Source organism: Acidovorax sp. 107 (assembly GCF_003058055.1).
GTDB lineage: Bacteria > Pseudomonadota > Gammaproteobacteria > Burkholderiales > Burkholderiaceae_C > Acidovorax.
This window is the reverse complement of the sequence record NZ_QBTZ01000001.1, coordinates 2,273,202-2,292,687: the sequence shown is the minus strand read 5'-3', so window position 1 is coordinate 2,292,687 and position 19,486 is coordinate 2,273,202. Positions and strand designations below refer to the sequence as shown.

General features: G+C 65.6%; 20 protein-coding genes. 17 read left to right on the top strand and 3 right to left on the bottom strand.

What is annotated here, in order from left to right; genetic code table 11:
• Window positions 1-202: 202 nt before the first annotated feature.
• The gene (locus C8C99_RS10770) at window positions 203-475 is read right to left on the bottom strand and encodes an oxidative damage protection protein (protein ID WP_056638705.1); all 273 of its coding nucleotides are present in this window, start codon (window positions 473-475) and stop codon (window positions 203-205) included.
• 168 nt (window positions 476-643) lie between these two features.
• On the opposite strand from C8C99_RS10770, the gene C8C99_RS10765 reads away from it, so the two are divergent.
• The 13 genes from C8C99_RS10765 to C8C99_RS10700 all read left to right on the top strand — a co-directional run bounded on the left by C8C99_RS10765 (window position 644) and on the right by C8C99_RS10700 (window position 12,725).
• A complete protein-coding gene (locus C8C99_RS10765; protein ID WP_108625739.1) occupies window positions 644-1,666 on the top strand; it encodes a sulfate ABC transporter substrate-binding protein in 1,023 nt (340 codons plus the stop codon).
• 184 nt (window positions 1,667-1,850) lie between these two features.
• On the top strand, window positions 1,851-2,441 hold the full coding sequence (gene ssuE / locus C8C99_RS10760) for an NADPH-dependent FMN reductase (protein WP_108625738.1): 591 nt from the start codon (window positions 1,851-1,853) through the stop codon (window positions 2,439-2,441).
• A 169-nt stretch (window positions 2,442-2,610) separates the two neighbouring features.
• Window positions 2,611-3,585, top strand: a complete 975-nt coding sequence (locus tag C8C99_RS10755) for a sulfonate ABC transporter substrate-binding protein (RefSeq protein WP_056638713.1) — start codon at window positions 2,611-2,613, stop codon at window positions 3,583-3,585.
• A 33-nt stretch (window positions 3,586-3,618) separates the two neighbouring features.
• Window positions 3,619-4,638, top strand: a complete 1,020-nt coding sequence (locus tag C8C99_RS10750) for a sulfonate ABC transporter substrate-binding protein (RefSeq protein WP_108625737.1) — start codon at window positions 3,619-3,621, stop codon at window positions 4,636-4,638.
• 47 nt (window positions 4,639-4,685) lie between these two features.
• Entirely contained in the window at window positions 4,686-5,864 is a 1,179-nt protein-coding gene (gene ssuD / locus C8C99_RS10745) for an FMNH2-dependent alkanesulfonate monooxygenase (protein ID WP_108625736.1), read from the top strand.
• Window positions 5,865-5,891: 27 nt separating this feature from the next.
• Window positions 5,892-6,758, top strand: coding sequence for an aliphatic sulfonate ABC transporter permease SsuC (ssuC, locus tag C8C99_RS10740; RefSeq protein WP_108625735.1), 867 nt, complete (start codon window positions 5,892-5,894; stop codon window positions 6,756-6,758).
• A gap of 186 nt (window positions 6,759-6,944) precedes the next feature.
• Complete coding sequence (locus C8C99_RS10730) at window positions 6,945-7,760, top strand: ATP-binding cassette domain-containing protein (protein ID WP_108625734.1); 816 nt, start codon at window positions 6,945-6,947, stop codon at window positions 7,758-7,760.
• A gap of 68 nt (window positions 7,761-7,828) precedes the next feature.
• Complete coding sequence (locus C8C99_RS10725; protein WP_015013774.1) at window positions 7,829-8,044, top strand: molybdopterin-binding protein; 216 nt, start codon at window positions 7,829-7,831, stop codon at window positions 8,042-8,044.
• 218 nt (window positions 8,045-8,262) lie between these two features.
• Window positions 8,263-8,871, top strand: coding sequence for a TetR/AcrR family transcriptional regulator (locus C8C99_RS10720; protein WP_056638723.1), 609 nt, complete (start codon window positions 8,263-8,265; stop codon window positions 8,869-8,871).
• Between the two features lie 157 nt (window positions 8,872-9,028).
• Window positions 9,029-10,030 (top strand): NADP-dependent oxidoreductase, encoded by a 1,002-nt coding sequence (locus C8C99_RS10715; protein ID WP_056638726.1) that lies wholly within the window; start codon window positions 9,029-9,031, stop codon window positions 10,028-10,030.
• A 110-nt stretch (window positions 10,031-10,140) separates the two neighbouring features.
• Window positions 10,141-10,848 (top strand): SDR family oxidoreductase, encoded by a 708-nt coding sequence (locus C8C99_RS10710; protein ID WP_108625733.1) that lies wholly within the window; start codon window positions 10,141-10,143, stop codon window positions 10,846-10,848.
• 392 nt (window positions 10,849-11,240) lie between these two features.
• Window positions 11,241-11,645 carry a GreA/GreB family elongation factor gene (locus C8C99_RS10705; protein WP_108625732.1) on the top strand — a complete coding sequence of 135 codons (405 nt, stop codon included), beginning with the start codon at window positions 11,241-11,243 and terminating at the stop codon, window positions 11,643-11,645.
• Window positions 11,646-11,768: 123 nt separating this feature from the next.
• Window positions 11,769-12,725: a universal stress protein gene (locus C8C99_RS10700; protein ID WP_108625731.1), complete on the top strand. Its 957-nt coding sequence runs from the start codon at window positions 11,769-11,771 to the stop codon at window positions 12,723-12,725.
• 18 nt (window positions 12,726-12,743) lie between these two features.
• Here C8C99_RS10700 and C8C99_RS10695 read toward each other — a convergent pair whose 3' ends face one another.
• Both C8C99_RS10695 and C8C99_RS10690 read right to left on the bottom strand, forming a co-directional pair.
• Window positions 12,744-14,108 (bottom strand): LLM class flavin-dependent oxidoreductase, encoded by a 1,365-nt coding sequence (locus C8C99_RS10695; RefSeq protein WP_108625730.1) that lies wholly within the window; start codon window positions 14,106-14,108, stop codon window positions 12,744-12,746.
• A gap of 154 nt (window positions 14,109-14,262) precedes the next feature.
• Window positions 14,263-15,120 carry a TauD/TfdA family dioxygenase gene (locus tag C8C99_RS10690; protein WP_056638738.1) on the bottom strand — a complete coding sequence of 286 codons (858 nt, stop codon included), beginning with the start codon at window positions 15,118-15,120 and terminating at the stop codon, window positions 14,263-14,265.
• Window positions 15,121-15,388: 268 nt separating this feature from the next.
• Between C8C99_RS10690 and C8C99_RS10685 the strand changes: the two genes are divergently transcribed.
• The 4 genes from C8C99_RS10685 (at window position 15,389) to C8C99_RS10670 (ending at window position 19,453) form a co-directional block, all read left to right on the top strand.
• Window positions 15,389-16,495 carry an ABC transporter substrate-binding protein gene (locus C8C99_RS10685; protein WP_108625729.1) on the top strand — a complete coding sequence of 369 codons (1,107 nt, stop codon included), beginning with the start codon at window positions 15,389-15,391 and terminating at the stop codon, window positions 16,493-16,495.
• A gap of 283 nt (window positions 16,496-16,778) precedes the next feature.
• Window positions 16,779-17,660 carry an ABC transporter permease gene (locus C8C99_RS10680; protein WP_108625728.1) on the top strand — a complete coding sequence of 294 codons (882 nt, stop codon included), beginning with the start codon at window positions 16,779-16,781 and terminating at the stop codon, window positions 17,658-17,660.
• A 13-nt stretch (window positions 17,661-17,673) separates the two neighbouring features.
• The gene (locus tag C8C99_RS10675) at window positions 17,674-18,477 is read left to right on the top strand and encodes an ABC transporter permease (protein ID WP_108625727.1); all 804 of its coding nucleotides are present in this window, start codon (window positions 17,674-17,676) and stop codon (window positions 18,475-18,477) included.
• Window positions 18,478-18,619: 142 nt separating this feature from the next.
• A complete protein-coding gene (locus tag C8C99_RS10670; protein WP_108625726.1) occupies window positions 18,620-19,453 on the top strand; it encodes an ABC transporter ATP-binding protein in 834 nt (277 codons plus the stop codon).
• Window positions 19,454-19,486 lie beyond the last annotated feature (33 nt).

The window sequence follows — 19,486 nt, the reverse complement described above, 5'->3', positions numbered from 1 at the left end:
AGGAGTTGCACGCTTTGTGCGCACAACCCAGAAAAAGAAAGGGCGCCACATGGGCGCCGTGCTGAGGCTGGTTTTTACAGCAATTAGGCTGAGCGTCGGTTGTTCTAGATCACTGGCCGTGAGCGCGTGAAGTGAACCGCGCTGCCAAGAAAGGGTTTGCGTAAAACCATTTCGTGCAACGCTGCACTGCAGCTTCGCTGCGTTACGCGCTGGGCGGGACGTAGCCCGCCGCAGCGTCTGCGCCGCTGCCAAAGAAATGGTTTTCCATCTGCCGGGCCAGGTACTGGCGGGCCCGCGCATCGGCCAGGTTCAGGCGGTTTTCGTTGACCAGCATGGTCTGGTGCTTGAGCCAGTCGGCCCAGGCCTGCTTGCTCACGTTTTCCCAGATGCGCTTGCCCAGCTCGCCGGGGTAGGGCGGAAAGTCCAGGCCTTCAGCTTCTTGGCCGAGTTTGATGCATTGGACGGTGCGTGCCATGGTGGTTCCTTCTTGTGGTGGGGTGAATGCGAAGGCGGCGTGGGCTCTGCCTTCAGATGTTTTGGGTATTAAGAACTGAAATCTTATTGGTTCCAGTTTTTAAGAGGGCCTTCCAGAATGCGTTTCATCGGTGTTTTGCACCGTCCACATTCAAAACCGAGGACCCCCATGAACTTTCGCCGCGACTTTATCAAGTTTCCATTGGCCGCAGCCTTTGCGGGCGCTTTGGCGCTGACGGCGCTGCCGTCGTTTGCGCAGTCTGTGACGCTGCTCAATGTGTCCTACGACCCCACCCGCGAGCTGTACGTGGAGTTCAACCAGGCCTTTGCCAAGCACTGGAAGGCCAAGACCGGCCAGGACGTGACCATCAAGCAAAGCCATGGCGGATCGGGCAAGCAGGCCCGCTCCATCATCGACGGGCTGGACGCCGACGTGGCCACCCTGGCCCTGGCGGGCGACACCGATGCGCTGCACACCAACGGCGGCTGGATCCCCAAGGACTGGCAAAAGCGCCTGCCACACAACAGCTCGCCCTACACCTCCACCATCGTGCTGGTGGTGCGCCAGGGCAACCCCAGGGGCATCAAGGACTGGGATGACTTGGTCCGCCCGGATGTGAAAGTGATCACGCCCAACCCCAAGACCTCGGGCGGCGCGCGCTGGAACTACCTGGCCGCGTGGGAGTTCGCCAAGCGCAAATACGGCGGTGACGCCAAGGCCAAGGACTTCGTGGCCAAGCTGTACGGCAACGTGCCTGTGCTGGACACCGGCGCGCGCGGCTCCACCATCACCTTTGCGCAGCGCAACCAGGGCGATGTGCTCATCGCCTGGGAGAACGAGGCCTACCTGCTCGAAAAAGAGTTCGGTGCCAAGTTCGACGTGATCGCCCCCTCGATCTCCATCCTGGCCGAACCTGCCGTCTCGGTGGTGGACAAGAACGTGGACAAGAAGGGCACCCGCGCCGTGGCCGAGGCCTATCTGCAGTACCTCTACACCGAAGAAGGCCAGGACATCGCGGGCAAACACTTCTACCGCCCGGCCGTGTCCGACAAAGCCAAAGCCAAGTACGCCAAGCAGTTCCCCAAGCTGAACCTGTTCACCATCAACGACGCGTTTGGTGGCTGGGACAAGGCGGCCAAGGACCACTTTGCGGACAACGCCAGCTTTGACCAGATCTACACCCGCAAGTAAGTAAGCCAGTCAGCCCACCCGCCTTTCGTGTGCGGGTGGCCGGCGCCCCGTCTCCGTGCAACAAGCCAGGCCCCAGCGGGCCGGGCGGGGCGTTGCTCGTCCTTTTTGAATGAAAACAGGCCCAAGCGATAGTCCAACATGCGCTGCCAGCTATCAAAACCATAGTATTCAAGGAATCCACACCATGTCCGCCTTGCTCATCGCCGGCAGTCCCTCGGAGCGCTCCCGCTCCGCCGTTTTGCTCGACGCCGTGGCCCAGCGCCTTTCGGTGCGCGGCGCGCTGGTGGACCGCATCCACATCCGCGACCTGTCGCCCCAGGCGCTGCTGCTGGCCGACTTTGGGCACCCCACGGTGGTCAGCGCCATCGACCAGGTGGCCGATGCCAGCGTGCTGGTGGTGGCCACCCCCGTCTACAAGGCGGCGTACAGCGGCGTGCTCAAGGTGTTTCTGGACCTGCTGCCGCAAACAGCCCTCAAGGGCAAGACCGTGCTGCCCCTGGCCACGGGCGGCAGCCCACACCACATGCTGGCGCTGGACTACGCTCTGCGCCCCGTGCTGCAGTCGCTGGGCGCCAAAAGCATCCTGCCCGGCATCTACGCTACCGATGCCCAGGTCACGCTGACGCCCGAGGGCACCTACCACGTGCAGGCCGACATTGCCGCCCGGCTGGACGACGCGGTGAGTGTGCTGGTGACCGAAACCCTGCGCCCATCGCCCGCCCAAGCCACGCGTTTTGCACCGGTCAACTTCGCTGACGTGCGATGTAGCGTCTGACGCAGCGCCGGCACTGCGGCAGGCCCGCGGCGCCAGCGCCAGCTTACTTTTCCTCCCATTCCCTCTTTTTGGCTTTTTGCTGCGCCGGGTGCGCGGGCAGGGCGGTGTGCCGCCTGCTGCCAGCCCGCCCGGTGCTCCATCCACCTGATTTGCTGCTGGAACCCGCACCATGAACGAACTGAACCGCTTCTCCCTGCAACGCCGCCACCTGCTGGCCACTAGTGCTGCCACCGCCGCTGCAGCGGCGCTCCCTGCCACCTCTTGGGCCCAGGCCTCCGGCGCGCCCCGCGTGCTGCGCGTGGGCCACCAAAAGGGCTGGCTCTCCATCCTGAAGGGCCGCGGCACGCTCGAAAAGCGCCTGGCTCCGTTGGGTGTGAAAGTGACCTGGACCGAATTCAACGCCGGCCCCGTGCAGCTCGAGGCGCTCAACGTCGGCTCCATCGACTTTGGCGACGTGGGCGAAGCCCCGCCCATCTTTGCCCAAGCTGCGGGTGCGCCGCTGGTGTACGCCGGTGCCACCGTGCCGCGCCCCGCGCTGGAGGCCGTGATCGTGCCCAAGGACTCGCCGATCCGCAGCGTGGCCGACCTCAAGGGCAAGCGCGTGGCCTACAACAAGGGCTCCAACGTGCAGTACTTCCTGGTCAAGCTGCTGGAGAAGCACGGCCTGAAATACGGCGACGTGCAGTCCGTCTTTCTGGCCCCGGCCGACGCGCGGGCTGCCTTTGAGCGCGGCGCAGTCGATGCCTGGATCATCTGGGACCCGTTCCTCGCCGCCGCGCAAAAGACGCTGGACGCCCGCCTGCTGGCCGACGCCACGGGTGTGGTCAACAACCGCGCCTACTACTTCACCTCGCGCGAGTTCTCCACCAAGAACGCCGATGTGCTGCGCATCGCGATCGAAGAGGTCAACGCCATCGATACCTGGGCGTCCAAAAACAAGGACGCCGCCGCTGCCGAGCTGTCGGCCGTGCTGGGCCTCGACAAGTCCATCACCGAGCTGTACCTGAACCGCGCCCGTTTTGGCACCGCGCCCGTCACGCGCGAGATCCTGGCCGAGCAGCAGGCGATTGCCGACACCTTCTTCGACCTCAAGCTCATCCCCAAAAAGCTCAACCTGCTGCACGCCGCGCCGGTGGACCTTTGAGAGCCTGGCAGCACCGCACTGAAAGGAGTCACCATGGCCCACCTTCCCCTGAGCAACGAGCGCCGCCGCGCGCTGCAACTGCTGGGTGTCACCGCCTTTAACTGGGTGCTGGCGAGCCGCTACGCCCACGCACAAAGCCCGGCCGTGCCAGGCCCCGAGCAACTGCGCATCGGCTACCAGAAGTCCGCCGTCAACCTTGTCATCCTCAAGCAGCAGGGCGTGCTGGAAAAGCGCTTTCCCGGCACCCGCGTGAGCTGGCTGGAGTTCCCGGCTGGGCCGCAACTGCTTGAAGCGCTGTCGGTCGGCGGCCTCGAATTTGGCCTGACCGGCGACTCGCCGCCCGTGTTTGCGCAGGCCGCAGGCAAAGACCTGCTCTATGTGGGCGCCGAGCCGCCCAAGCCCGACAGCTCGGCCCTGCTGGTGCTCAAGGACTCGCCCCTGCGCACCCTGGCCGATCTCAAAGGCCGACGCATCGCCGTGCAAAAGGGCAGTAGCGCCCACTACCTGCTGCTGCGCGCAGTCGAAACGGCAGGGCTGCAGTGGGCCGACATCCAGCCCGTGTACCTGGCCCCGGCCGATGCCCGCGCAGCGTTCGAGCGCAAGAGCGTGGACGCCTGGGCCATCTGGGACCCGTTCTACGCCGCCACCGAGCTCGCCATCCAGCCCCGCGTGCTGGCCACGGGGCGCGACCTGGCCAGCAGCAACAACTCGTTCTACCTGGCCGCCCGCCCGTTTGTGCAGGCCCACCCGCAGGTGCTGCGCGTGCTGTTTGACGAACTCAGCCGCGCCGACCGCCTGGCGCAAGAGGCGCGCAAGGACGCGATCAAGCTCATTGCCGCCTTCAGCGGGCTGGACGCGGGTGTGGTGAGCCTGTTCATCCAGCGCCGCCCCTCATCACCTGTGGGCCTGCTCTCGCCCGCCACCGTGGCTGACCAGCAGCGCGTGGCCGATGCGTTTTTCAAGCTCGGCCTGATCCCCAAACCCGTGAACGTGGCCGACATCGTGTGGCGGCCTGCGGCAGCGGAGCTGGCGGCTGTCAGCGCCAGGCCCTGAGCCGCATGCGCTCGTTGAGTCCATCGAATACCTACCCCGAGGCATCCATGAAAATTTTCTGGTTCATCCCCACCCACGGCGACAGCCGCTACCTGGGCACTTCCAAAGGTGCGCGCCAGCTCAACCACGACTACCTCAAGCAAGTGGCCGTGGCCGCCGACAGCCTGGGCTACGAAGGTGTGCTCATCCCCACCGGCCGCTCGTGCGAAGACCCTTGGGTGGTGGCGTCCAGCCTGTTGCCCGTCACACGCAACCTCAAGTTTCTGGTGGCGGTGCGCCCCGGCCTGCACCAGCCTGCGCTGGCGGCACGCATGGCGGCCACGTTCGACCGGCTCTCGGGCGGGCGCTTGCTCATCAACCTGGTCACAGGTGGCGACCAGGCCGAGCTGGAGGGCGACGGCGTGTTTCTGGACCACGCCACGCGCTACGAACAGTCGGCCGAGTTCATCCGCATCTGGCGCGAAATTCTGGCGCGCAGCCACCGGGGCGAAAGCCTGGACTTTGAGGGCCAGCACCTGTCGGTGAAGGGCGCCAAGCTGCTCTTTCCGCCGCTGCAGCAGCCGCACCCGCCGGTGTACTTTGGCGGCTCATCTGCCGCCGCGCGCAACCTGGCAGCCGAGCAGGTCGAAACCTACCTGACCTGGGGCGAGCCACCTGCCGAGGTGGCCAAGAAGGTGGCAGACGTGCGCGCCCGCGCTGCAAAGCATGGGCGCACCGTGAAGTTCGGCATTCGCCTGCACGTCATCGTGCGCGAGACCGACGCACAGGCCTGGGCCGCTGCCGAAGAACTCATCAGCCATGTGGATGACGACACCGTGGTGCGCGCCCAGGCCGTGTTTGCGCGCATGGATTCCGAAGGCCAGCGTCGCATGGCTGCGCTGCACGCCGGTGGCGCCAAACGAAGCCGCCAAGACCTGGAGATCAGCCCCAACCTGTGGGCGGGTGTGGGCCTGGTGCGCGGCGGTGCGGGCACGGCCCTGGTGGGCGACCCGCAAACGGTGGCCGCACGCATCGAGGAATACGCCGCGCTGGGGCTGGAAACCTTTGTGCTGTCGGGCTACCCGCACCTGGACGAGGCGTATCGCTTTGCCGAGCTGGTGTTCCCGCTGCTGCCCTTGCCATTGCGCAACCAGCTCGCCAGCGGCAACCCTTTGTTTGGCAACCCCCTGGGCCCGTTTGGCGAAACCGTGGCCAACGACTTTGTGCCACGTGCGTCGCAAAGCTGACCCTGAACCCCTAACGGAACCAGTCCCATGACACAGACCCTCAGAGAACTGCAGGTATCCCCGCTGGCCGACGCAGTGGACCTGCCCATCGAAGGGCCCTTGCTGCCCGCACCCGTCGTGCGCTTTGCCAGGCACATTGCGCAGCGCCTGCTGCCCTGGGCCGTGCCCGTGGGCCTCATCGTGCTGTGGCAGATCGCCTCGTCACAAGGCTGGCTGTCCACCCGCGTGTTGCCTGCGCCGCTGGAGGTCGTCAAGGCCGCCTGGACCCTGGCCGCCTCGGGCGAGCTGTGGACCCACGTCAAGGTCAGCGCGGGCCGTGCACTGGCCGGGCTGGCGATTGGCGGCGGCCTGGGGCTGCTGCTGGGCCTGCTCACAGGCTCCATCAAGCTGTTCGAGACGCTGCTCGACTCCACCATCCAGATGGTGCGCAACATCCCCGCGCTGGCGCTCATCCCGCTCGTGATCCTGTGGTTTGGCATTGACGAGTCGGCCAAGCTGTTCCTCATCAGCGTGTCGGTGTTCTTCCCGATCTACCTCAACACCTTCCACGGCATCCGCAATGTGGACCCGGGGCTGATCGAAATGGGCCGCACCTATGGCCTGGGCCGCTGGCAGCTCTACAAGCAAATCATCCTGCCCGGGGCGCTCTCCAGCATCCTGGTGGGGCTGCGGTTTTCGCTGGGGCTGATGTGGGTGATCCTGATCGTGGCCGAGACCATCTCGGCGCAGGCGGGCATTGGCTACCTCACGATGAATGCGCGGGAGTTTCTGCAGACCGACATCGTGCTCGTGGGCATCCTGCTCTACGCGTTGCTGGGCAAGCTGGCCGACGTGTTTGCCAAAGGGCTGGAGCGCTACTGGCTGCGCTGGCATCCAGGATATGCATCCCCCTGAGCCGCTGCGCGGCTTCCCCCTTCTCTCTACGCGCTGCGCGCTACGGGAAGGGGGACGACGCCAGCGCGGCGGGGCGGCCCTTGCGCGGCGTCCCTGGCGTTGGGTCGCGCCCAGTGCAGCCACCGCGCCCGATTACTCTCATTTTTATAGCTGCTAGCGCTTTATGGACAGGCGCAGGAGGCCATTTTGACTGCAAATTTCTCACCACAACAGCAGCACCAGGGTGTGCGCCTGGAAGTGCGCGGCGTAGACAAACGCTATGGCACACGCGACGTGCTCCAGAAGGCCGAACTGGTCATCGAGCCCGGCGAGTTCGTCGCCATCGTGGGCCGCAGCGGCTGCGGCAAAAGCACGCTGCTGCGCCTGGTGGCGGGGCTGGAATCGGTGTCGGGCGGTGCCATCCGTATCGACGGTGACCCGGTGGACGGCCTGAGCAGCAGCACCCGCATCATGTTCCAGGACGCGCGCCTGCTGCCCTGGAAGCGTGTGCAGGACAACGTGGCCCTGGGCCTGCCGCCCGCGCAGCGTGGGGCAGCGGCCGATGTGCTGGCCCGCGTGGGTCTGGGCGACCGGCTGGGCGAGTGGCCCGCGCGCCTGTCGGGCGGCCAGCGCCAGCGTGTGGCCCTGGCGCGTGCGCTGGTGCACAACCCACGCCTCTTGCTGCTGGACGAACCCCTGGGTGCGCTCGATGCGCTTACCCGCATCGAGATGCACCGCCTCATCGAAGGCCTGTGGCGCCAGTCGGGCTTTACCGCGCTACTGGTCACCCACGACGTGCAGGAGGCCGTGGCCCTGGCCGACCGCGTGATCCTGATCGAAGACGGCCAGATCGCGCTGGACCAGCGCATCGACCTGCCACGCCCGCGTGTGCACGGCGAGGCGGCCTTTGCGCAGCTTGAAAAACGCATCCTCGACCGCGTGCTGCAAAAGCCCGACGTGGAGCCCACCCCCGAACCCACCTGGCCCGGCGTGCCCGCCCACGGGCTGCGCTGGGCGGTGTGAATTTCTCGCTTTCTCTCTCGATTTTTAACAGCGCTTCTTTCTTTCAACGGACTTTTTAGGAGAACCCCATGTCCATCCAAGCCATCAACGTTCGCAACCAGTTCAAGGGCAAAGTGCGCGAGATCATTCGCGGCGATGTCGTCTCCGAGGTCGATGTCGAAACCCCCTGGGGCATCGTCACCTCCGTCATCACCACCCGCTCGGTGGACGACCTGGGCCTGGTCGTCGGCTCCGATGTGGTGGCGCTGGTCAAGTCCACCGAGGTGTCGATCGCCAAGCTGTGATCTGATTTTTGAACTGAATAGTCAGCCTGCGCCCTGTGGACGGTCGCAGGCTGCTATTGAAAGCGTAGCGAACTTCGCAGCAAGCCAGAGCGGCTCGTACTGCGCACTTCACCTCTCAGGCCTTGTTACAACGCCTGAGTTTTTGGTGCTGACCAGGCTCGGGGCTGGCAGGGAGCAGCTGCAATATGGCCCGCTTGCAGGTGTGCCTGATAAAACGTATGATACGTGTCATGCGAAATAAACAACCCAGTGCCCGAGCCGCTGCCAAGGAGGCGACCCACGAGCGCATCGTGTCGGTGGCCGCGCGGGCGATCCGTCGCAACGGCTACCACGGCACCGGGGTGGCAGACATCATGAAGGAGGCGGGCCTGACGCATGGCGGCTTCTATGCGCACTTCGAGTCCCGCGAGGCCATGCTGGCCGAAGCGGCCACGCAGGCCTGTGCCCAGTCTGTGGCCACTGTGGCCGGCGCCGTGGCGGGGGAGCCCGCCTCGCAGGCGATGGCCACCGTGCTCAAGGCCTATCTCTCGCGCCAGCATGTCGAAAGCGTGGAAACCGGTTGCCCCCTGGCCGCGCTGGGCTCTGAAACCTCGCGCCAGTCGCCCGAAGTGCGGCGGGTCTCCACCCGGCACATCAAGGAAATGGTGGACCTGATTGCGCGCCAGTCGCCGCAGTGGGGCCAGCCAGAGATCCATGAGCAGGCGCTCGTCACCCTGTCCACCATGGTGGGCGCCCTGGTGCTTGCCCGGGCGGTGGACGATGCTGCGCTGTCCGACAGCCTGCGCGAGGCCGCGCTCAAGCACCTGTTGCCTGCGGAAGCGGCCTGACGCAAAACCACTCACCAGGCGCTGTTCTCGATTGTGATCTTCGTGCGGTGGCACGCATTTTTTTGTCTTTTTATATGATGTTTATCATTCGAATTATCGAATCCAGCCCTTCTAACCATGGGGGGCCTCTTCAGGCTCCCGCCGCAAAGGACGTCCCATGAAAGCGTTTGTTCTGGATCGTTACGCCAAGAAGGGCGCGCTCAGGCCCGCCGACGTTCCTGCGCCCTCTTTGCGCGACGACGAAGTGCTGGTGGAGGTGCATGCAGCGGGCGTCAATCCGCTCGACGCCAAGATCCGGGACGGTGAGTTCAAGCTCATCCTGCCCTACAAGATGCCGCTCATCCTGGGGCACGACGTGGCGGGCGTGGTGGTGCGCGTGGGGCCGCGCGTGCGGCAGTTCCAACCCGGCGACGAGGTCTATGCCCGGGCGGACGACTTTCACATCGGCACCTTTGCGGAACTCATCGCGGTCAAGGAGTCTTCGCTGGCCCTCAAGCCCCGCAGCCTGACCATGGAAGAGGCGGCTTCGATCCCGCTGGTGGCCCTGACGGCCTGGCAGGCCCTGGTCGAGAAGGCCCAGGTCAAAAAAGGGCAGAAGGTCTTCATCCAGGCGGGCTCGGGCGGGCTGGGCAGCATCGCCATCCAGCTGGCCAAGCACCTGGGCGCCACCGTGGCCACCACCGCCAGCGCGGGCAATGCCGCACTGGTGCGAAGCCTGGGCGCCGATGTGGTCATCGACTACCGCCAGCAGGACTTTGAAGACGTGCTGCGCGACTACGACATGGTGCTGCACAGCCAGGACGGCAAGGCGCTGGCCAAGTCCCTGCGCGTGCTCCAGCGCGGCGGCCAACTCGTCTCTGTCTCGGGCCCGCCAGACCCCACATTTGGCGAATCCATTCGTGCCCCCGGCTTTTTGCGGTTGGTGTTCCGTCTGTTGAGCGCAGGCACCCGGCGCCGCGCTCGGGCGCTGGGCATCGGCTACGGGTTCCTGTTCATGCGGGCACAGGGCAGCCAGCTGCAAGAGATCACACGCCTGATCAACGCCGGGGCCATCCGCCCGGTGATCGACAAGGTGTTTGCCTTTGACGCCACCAACGAAGCCATTGCCTACGTGGACACCGGCCGCGCCAAGGGCAAGGTCGTGGTCAAGGTGCGCTGAGCTGTTCGCTGGCGGCTACCCGCACCCACCGATTGCTCGCTGCGCATTGATCCCCGGCACGTTTGACCCGCACCTCACTGTCCATTCCCAACCCACCCCTGGAGATTCCCATGAAGATCGAAAACGCTGTTGTCCTCGTCACCGGTGCCAATCGCGGCATTGGCCTGGCTTTTGTCCGCGAGCTGCTCGCACGTGGTGCGCGCAAGGTCTACGCCGCTGCGCGTGACCCATCCACCATCACCCCGCAACCCGGCGTGCAGGCCCTGCGCCTGGACGTCAACAACCCCGAAGACGTCGCAGCGGCTGCAGCGCTGGCGTCCGATGTGACCTTGGTCATCAACAACGCGGGCATCGCCCAGCCTGGCGGCTTCATGGCGGCCGACAGCGAAGAGGTGATGCGCCGCATTTTTGAGACCAATGTCTTTGGCGTGCTGCGCGTCAGCAAAGCCTTTGCGCCTGTGCTGCAGGCCAACGGGGGCGGGGCGCTGCTCAACGTGCTGTCGGTGGCGTCGTGGGTGAATGGCGGTGAGCTGGCTGCGTACTCGGCCAGCAAGTCTGCCGCCTGGTCGCTGACCAATGCACTGCGGCACGAGCTGGCAGCGCAAAAAACGCAGGTCTTGGGGCTGCACATGGCGTATGTGGACACCGACCTCACGCGCGGCTTCGATGTACCCAAGACCAGCCCGGTTCAGATCGTGCGGTGTGCGCTGGATGGCCTGGAAGCAGGTGCGGACGAGGTGCTGGCCGATGAGCTTACGCAGCACGTCAAGCTCGCGATGACAGGCACGCGCCCCAGCTACCTGCCGCAAGCTGCCTGAGAGCGCGGCGCGGGGGCCGCAGAGCCGACGTAATGTGCGCGATGGCCCCTGCACCGCGACAAGGATCAAACGCTCAGTCGGCCGGGTATCTGGCAAGAACCCTGGGGCTATTGCCCACCAACCCGCGCATGTTGCCTACACTCGGGGCCATGACGACCCTTCTGGTTTGCCCTTTCAACGCCCTGGCTGCGCTGCCCCATGCAGCGGCCTGCGCGCGAGCGGTGGCCAAGAAGAACGTGCGTCGTCAGCTGACGCCAGCACATTCCTGAGCCCGGCGGCACCCTCTCTCCTCATCCCTTGTAGCGCAACCATCCACCGCCGGGCACCAGCCAAGCGCGGTAGCGGCCGTCTTGTCCCCACGGGGCACGGCCGCATTCGATGGAGTGCTTTGTATGCATGCAGTTGTGGCCCCTGGCGAGCGCACGCTCACCGATCTGGACTATTCGCGCCTGACCAAACTGGTCGGCAACCGGCTGGCGCCCTTGCTCGATGACCTGCTGGCCAACGCAGACATCACCAGTCCGCGCAACGTACAGGCGGACGTGGTCACCATGAATTCGCGCGTCGAGCTGGTGGACCAGTACACCCACAGGCGCCAGGTGCTGACCCTGTGCTACCCGCAGGACGCCGAGCCTGCGGCGGGCTTCATCTCGGTGCTGTCGCCGGTGGGCATCAGCCTGCTAGGCCTGCGGGCGGGAGATGTGGCCAAGTGGCAAACGCCGCACGGCGAAGAGTGCGCAGCCACCATCGAGAGCATCCAGTACCAGCCCGAGGCCACGGGCGACTACCTCACCTAGTCGCCTCCGCATTCCGGCCCGCTGCGGGCCGTACCACCAGATCACTTCCCACCAGACCGGCGCCAATGGCATTGGCAGCCGTTGGAGGAGTGCGCGTTGTTCACCACAGAAGGACGTACCACCATGACCCCTCGCTCCATCCTCGTCGTCACCGATTTTTCTGAACTGGGAGGGCACGCGCTGGCACGCGCGGCGTTGCTGGGCGCAGAGCATCGGGCTGCGTTGCAGCTGGTGTATCTCGCCCAACCTGGCGAGGTGCCTCCCCCCGATGTGGCTGTGCGTCTGTCGCACCATGCGCTCCAGCTGCGGCAGCGCCACCAGATGGCCGTGCAGGCAGTAACACGCGTGTACTACACGGTGGCAGACATCGCCCGTGCGGCAGCCGCGCACGACCTGGTGGTGTGGGGCACGGCACCGCAGCGGGGGCTGCGGGCCTGGTGGGGCGCGCACCCCGCCCTGCAGGTGCTGCGTGCCTGCCAGCGCCCCGTGGTCGTGGTGCGCAACGCGGCGGACCAGACCTACCAGAGCCTGTTGGTGGCGGTGGACTTTTCGCTGGTATCGCACCGATTGGTAGAGCTGGGCCTGGCACTCCACCCCCACGCACGCGTGGAACTGTTCCATGCCGTTAGCACCGCCAATGAGGGCAAGCTGCGGTATGCCGAAGTGTCAGAGCGCGCCATTCAGATCTATCGCGAGCAGTGCAGGCGCCATGCGCAAGACAGGATGTTCACGCTCACCGATTCGTACGACGCGCGGCGCAATCGGCTGTCATCGTCCATCGGGCGCGGCGATCCGGCGCGGCAGGTGCTGGTGGCGCAGCAAAGCGCTGGGGCCGACCTGATTGTGGTGGGCAAGCATCCCGCTTCCCCGTGGGTGGATTGGCTGTTCGAGAGCGTGGCGCAACGCATCTTGCGCGAAGCCCGTACCGATGTGCTGGTGGTGCCGCATGGTTTTCAGCCCGCGTCCCGGGGGGCTGCGTTAAAGCGTCTCGTGACCGATCTGCCCATGCGCCGCGTCAAAGCCGGCGCACCGCGCCCGCCGGGACACCCCAATCCGGCTGCGCTGTGGGGTGGGGCATGACGCGGTGGGCCTAAGGGCTCAGGCCGCCTTGGCGAGGGGTGTGGCGTACCTGCTGGCAGGGCGTGCCAAGCCCAGGTTCTCCCGCAGCGTGGTGCCTTCGTACGCGGTGCGGAACAGGCCGCGGCGCTGCAGCTCGGGCACCACCAGGTCCACAAACTCGTTCAGGGACTGGGGCAGCACGGGCGGCATCACGTTGAAGCCATCGGCCGCGCCGTTCTCAAACCATTCCTGCATGCGGTCGGCAATCGTTTGTGGCGTGCCCACCACCACCCAGTGGCCGCGCGCGCCCGCCAGGTATTCGTACAGCTGGCGCACGGTGTAATTCTCGCGGCGGGCCAGCTGCAGCACCACATGCGCGCGGCTGTTGATGCCCTTGGGTGGCTCGGGGATGTAGGGCGGCGGTGCGTCCAGGTTCCATTGCGTGAGGTCTTCGCCAGGCCAGAAGGGGGCCAGCGTGGCCAGGCCCACGCTGGGGTGGATCAGCGCCTGCAGCTCGGCCCACTTCGCCTGGGCTTCTTCCTCGGTACGACCGATGACCGGGGAGATACCAGGCAGCACCAGCAGCTCATCGGGGTAGCGGCCGTACTTGGCCATGCGGCCTTTCACGTCCTTGTAGAAAGCCTGGGCTTCGGCCAGGCTGGTCCAGGCGGTGAAGATGGCTTCGGCCGTGGCGGCAGCCAGCTCCTTGCCGTCTTCGGACGAGCCCGCCTGCACGATGACCGGGTGGCCCTGGGGCGAGCGCTCGATGTTGAGCGGCCCCTGCACCTTCAGGTGCTTGCCGATGTGGTTGAGCGTGTGCAGCTTGTTGGGGTCAAAGTACACGCCGCTGGCCTTGTCGCGGCGGAAAGCGTCGTCGTCAAAGCTGTCCCACAGGCCCTTGACCACGTCCACAAACTCGTGGGCGCGCTCATACCGCACGGCGGGGTCGGGGTGGGTGTCCAGACCAAAGTTGCCGTGCACGTTCTCGGCACTGGTGGTCACCACGTTCCAGGCGGCGCGGCCCTTGCTGATGTGGTCGAGCGACGCGAATTTGCGTGCCAGCAGGTAGGGGTCTTCGTAGGTGGTGGAGGCCGTGGCCACAAAGCCGATGTGCTTGGTGACGGCCGACAGCGCGGCCCACAGCGTGACGGGCTCGAAGTGCGAGAGGCGCCCCTGGCGGCTGAAGGACTCGCGGTCGCCCTTGTGCCACACCCCTGGGCTGTCGGCCACAAACACCTGGTCGAACAGGCCGCGCTCTGCGGTCTGCGCCAGTTCGATGTAGTGGTCGATGTTGACGCCCGCATTGGCCTGCGAATCGGGGTGGCGCCACGCGGCAATGTGGTGGCCCGTGGCCATGATGAAGGCGCCGAGGCGCAGTTTTCTGAATGTGTCGGGTTGGGTCATAGGTATTTTTAAAACGGCTGTTGAATGGGCACGCAGCTCGCGAGACTGGCGCGGCCCAGGCGAGTGCACCCGTGGAACCGGCTTCGCCGGGCCACTGGGTGCGTCCCCCTGGGGGGGGGCGCCGAAGGCGACTCAGGGGGCTATCTCTCGGGGGTTACTCAGTGATAGTGATGCGATGCAGCTTGCGGTGCTGCGGGAAGAAGTCGCCCACCGCGTAATGCTGGGTGGAGCGGTTGTCCCATACCGCCAGCGTGCCCGGTGCCCAACGCAGGCGGGCCTGGAACTCGGGCACCTGGGGCAAGGCGAACAGCTGGGTCAGCAGGGCATCGCTCTCCACGCGCGACAGGCCCTTGATGTGGCTGGTGAAGGTGGAGTTCACATACAGCACCTTCTTGCCCGTGACCGGGTGCACGCGCACCACAGGGTGTTCCACCGGCGGGTACTTGGCGCGGGCGGCCTTCAGCTCATCGCCGCTGGCGTCCTTGCGCAGCAGGTACTCGGTCCAGCCGCTGATCTCCCAGGTGTGTACGGCCGTCAGCGTCTCCAGGTAGGCCTGGAACGCGGGCGGCAGGCTGGCGTAGGCAGCGGTGAGGCTGGCCCACAGCGTGTCGCCGCCGCTGGCCGGAATCACCTGCGCATACAGGCTGGTTCCCAGCGGTGGCTGCTCGCGCCAGGTGATGTCGGCGTGCCAGTTGCTCGATGCCTTTGGGCGCTCGGCCGTGCTCTCCACGATCTCGATCTCGGGGTGGTTCTCCAGCCGGGGGAAGAACGCCTTGACCTCCGCCACGTTGCCAAAGCTGCGGGTGAAGTCCACCTGCTGCTGCGGCGTGATGTGCTGGTCGCGGAAGAACAGCACCTCGTGCACGGCCAGTGCCTGGCGCAGCTCGGCCTGCGTGGTGGCATCCAGCGGCTGGCGCAGGTCCAGGTCGTGGATGACGGCGCCGATGGTGGGGGTGTAGGGCTCCACTGCAAAGCGGGTGAAGGTGGGGTGCAAATCGTTGATCTTGGACATGGTGCTGCTTTCTGAAACGAGGGTGGTTGAAAGAGAACGGCCATGTCATTGGGACACTGCAAGCGCTGCACACCAACGAAGCAGTTCGCATATCGATAGTTGGAAAAACAGGCGCTGCAGCCATGCGCACGGGCAGGGCGCTTGCGCATTTGGATATCTGTTTTCGGTCGTTGGCCGCATTGCCGGGCGTGCCTAGAGTGGGGTTTGACAGGTGCAGGGCATGGCCCGCGCACCGTTCCAACGCAACCCCTACGAAAGAGCTATACCCATGACAAAAACATCCTGGAATGCAACCCGCCGCAAGGCCTTGACCGCAGCAGGCGCTGCCTTGGCGCTGGGCCTGTGGGCGGGCAGCGCCGCTGCGCAGACGGCAGAGCCGCTGAAGGTGATCCGCATCGGCATTGCCACCGGCGGCGTAGGCAGCGACCCCGTGCGCCATGGCGGTACCTCGGCTGCGCTGGCCTACACCGACAGCGCACTGGAAGAGGAGTTCAAGAAAGACGGCGTGAAAGTGCAGTGGACTTTCTTCAAGGGCGCAGGCCCTGCCGTGAACGAGGCGCTGGTCAACAAGCAGCTGGACTTTGCATGGCAGGGCGACCTGCCGTCCATCGTGCACCGCGCGAGCGACGTGAAGACCAGGATCATCCTCGGCAGTGGCGTGCGCGGCGGGCTCTACCTGGCGGTGTCGCCTGATTCCAACATCCGCCGCCTGGAAGACCTCAAGGGCCGCAAGGTGGCGGTGTTCAAGGGCACCAACCTGCACCTGGCTGCCGTGCGTGCGCTGGCCGACAAGGGGCTGACCGAGCGCGATGTGAAACTGGTGAACCTGGACCTTCCCAGTGCCGAGGCCGCACTGGTCAGCAAGGACATTGACGCTGCCTTTGGCTACGTGGGCTTCTTCAAGCTGCGCGACCAGGGGCTGGCCAAGGTGGTGTGGTCGGCCGCCGAAGACTCGTACAAGTACACCCGCCAGACCGCGCTGCTGGTGACCGACGACTTCGCCGCCCGCCACCCCAAGGCCGTGGAGCGTGTGGTCAAGACCGTGGTGCAGTACGCGCACAGGTACTCCGACGAAAACCGCCGTGCCGAGCTGTTTGCGCAGTGGGGCAAGGCCGAGTACCCCGAGAAGGTGTGGCGTGAAGACTTCATCGGTCAGCCGCTGCGTGTGCGCCTGTCGCCGCTGCTCGACCCGTTTCTGGTAGCGCGCTACAAGGACGCGGCCGACGAGGCGTTCAAGCTCAAGCTGATCCGCAAGAAGCCCGAGATCGACAGCTGGTTTGACCGCCGCTACCTGAATGCCGCACTCAAGGAACTGAAGCTGGAGGCCTACTGGCCCGTGTATGGCGCCAACGGGGACTTGGCAGCCGCGCCCTAGTCGGGCGCTGCGTCAGCAGCATGGAATCCTAGGTAGGGGGACCGGGCTGGTGAAAACCGCCCTTTGCAACCCGCCGGCACCCAGTGCCCGGCGGGTTTTTTTGTGCCTGCGTCTGGCCCCGCTCATAACGTCTGCACCGCTGCTCATGCCGCAAACATCTTTGTCATTGCATATGAGTATTAACTATTTATTTTTATAACAAACGTCTTTTACATTTCTTTTGGTTGTTATTGAAGTTACCCGCTCAGTCCTCTGCGGTAGCACTTCTTCCACCCGAAAGGACATGCAAAAGATGGCGATACCCGCACTGAACGCGGCCGGGCCTGCCAGCCCCACGCACCCGTTGGAGCCGCGGCCGGACTTGCCCGCGCGCCGCGTTGCAGCGGCAAGAACTAAGGCTTCCTGGACCTGGGCAGGGCGCTCGCTCTGGGCTTGGCCTTTTCCGCTGGCCGTGTTGGCACTGTGGCAGCTCTCGGCCATCTGGGGCTGGGCGCCCGAGCAGGTGCTGCCGCCGCCCGCCGCCGTGTTCAAGGTGTTTGGCGAGCTGCTGGCCAGTGGCGAGCTGTGGGACCACCTGCGCATCAGCATGGTCCGCGTGTTTGCGGGCTTTGGCATTGGCCTGTCGCTCGGTCTGCTGCTGGGCGGTGCCATGGGCCTTTCGCCCACCTTCCGCGACTACGTGTTTCCGCTGTTCAAGGCGTTCAGCCAGGTGCCGGTGATCGGCTGGCTTCCGCTGCTGATTCTGGTGGTGGGCATTGATGAGGCATTGAAGTTTCTGCTCATCGCCAAGGCCGCGCTGGTGCCCGTAGCCATCAACACCTGCCAGGGCATCCAGAACGTGCCCAACCGGCTGGTGGAGGTGGCGCGCGTGTACGGCTTTACCCGCTGGCAGATGCTGCGCAAGGTGGTGTTTCCGGCAGCCACGGCGCCCATCTGGAACGGCGTGCGCTATGGGCTCACCCATGCCTGGCTGGCGCTGGTGGTGGTGGAGCTGCTGGCATCGTCCGAGGGCATCGGGTTCCTCATCGTCTATGGCCGCCAGCTCTTTCAGCTGGACGTGGTGCTGGCCGCCGTGCTGGCAGTGGGCATCGTGGGTTTTGTGATCGACAAGCTGCTGGCCGTGTCCGAGGCGTGGCTGCTGCGCTGGCGCAAGCCGGGGCTGTGAAAGGGGTGTGCAAATGTCTTCTGTGAACGTGCAACGCAACCTGTTCCACAAAGTGCCTCCACGCCTGCGGGGCTGGGTGCTGCCCGTGTTGATCTTGGCCGTGTGGTGGGCGGCGGTGGCCTCGGGCGCGTCCGATTCGCCTCTGCTGGTGTCGCCGCTGGCCGTGTGGCAGCGCGGCGTGGGCCAGGTCGTCAGTGGTGAACTGTGGGTGGCCTTGTCGGCCAGCCTGTGGCGCATGGCCTGGGGGTTTGTGATCGGCTCCAGCATCGGGCTGGCGATGGGGGCGCTGCTGGGCTGGTCGCGCTGGGCCGAGCGGCTGGTGGGGCCCACCTTCCACACGCTCAAACAGATCTCGCTGTTTGCGTGGATTCCGATGCTGTCGATGTGGTTTGGCCTGGGCGATGCCGCAAAGATCGCGTTCGTTGCAATGGCGGCGTTCTTCCCCGTGGTGCTCAACACGCTGGAGGGCCTGCGCAGCGTGCCGCGCGAATACCTGGAGGTGGCCCGCGTGTACGAGTTCAGCGTGTGGCAAACGCTGCGCCGCGTGGTGGCGCCAGCGGCGGCACCCTCGCTGTTCACCGGCATCCAACTGTCGCTCATCTACAGCTGGCTGGCCACGCTGGGGGCCGAATACCTGCTGGCCTCGGGCAAGGGCATTGGCAACACGCTCATCGACGGGCGCGAGCACTTCTGGATGGATCTGGTGCTGTTTGGCGTGGTGGTGGTGGGCCTGGTGGGCTTCGCCCTGAACGCGCTGCTGGCCGCGCTGGAAAAGCGCCTGCTGGCTTGGCGCGACAGCACGATCGCAAGGTATTGAGCCCCCTGAGGCGCTGCGCGCCATCCCCCTCAGGGGGACGCTCCCAGGGGCCTGGCAAAGCCAGCTCCCCGGGGGCACTGGCCTGGGCCGCGCCAGTTGAGGGCCATTGCTGAGAACAACGTCATTTGAAAAGGAATACACCATGGCACACGCCGGTACCCTGGCCATTCGCGGCCTGAACAAGCAGTACGAGGTCAAGGGCGAAGCCCTGCCCGTGCTGCAGGACATCCACCTCACCATCGAGCCTGGTGAATTCGTGAGCATCGTCGGGTCGAGCGGCTGCGGCAAGTCCACGCTGCTGCGGCTGGTGATTGGCCTGGAGGGCGACTACCAGGGCGAGATCCTGCTCAACGGCCAGCGCATTGTGGGCACCAGCCTGAACCGGGGCATCGTGTTCCAGGAGCACCGCCTGTTCCCCTGGCTCACGGTCGAGAAGAACGTGGCGCTGGGCCTGCTCAACTCCAGCCTGACCGAAGGCCAGCAGCGCGCCACCGTGCACGAGCACATTGCGCTGGTGGGGCTGCAGGGGTTTGAAACGGCCTACCCGCACCAGCTCTCGGGCGGCATGTCGCAGCGCGTGGCGATTGCGCGGGCGCTGGTCAACCGGCCCGACATCCTGCTGCTGGACGAGCCCTTTGGCGCACTCGACGCCATGACCCGCGCCCACCTGCAGCAGGAGCTGCACCGCATCTGGCAGCAAGAGGGCATCACCATGATTTTGGTGACCCACGACGTGGAAGAGGCCGTGTACCTGGGCGACCGCGTGGTGGTGATGGAGCCGCGCCCCGGCCGCATCCGCCGCACCGTGCCGGTGGGACTGCCCCATCCGCGCGAGCGCACCTCGCATGCGTTTACCGCCATCAAGGACAGCGTGCTGCGCGAGTTTTCCGGCCACCCGGCGGCTGACCTGGCCGAGCCACCGCTCAAACGTGGCGAGCAGTTGGCGCCTGCCGCGCAATGGCAGTTTGCCGTTTGATTTTTTGTTCTCCCTTTTCTGATTCCCGAGATT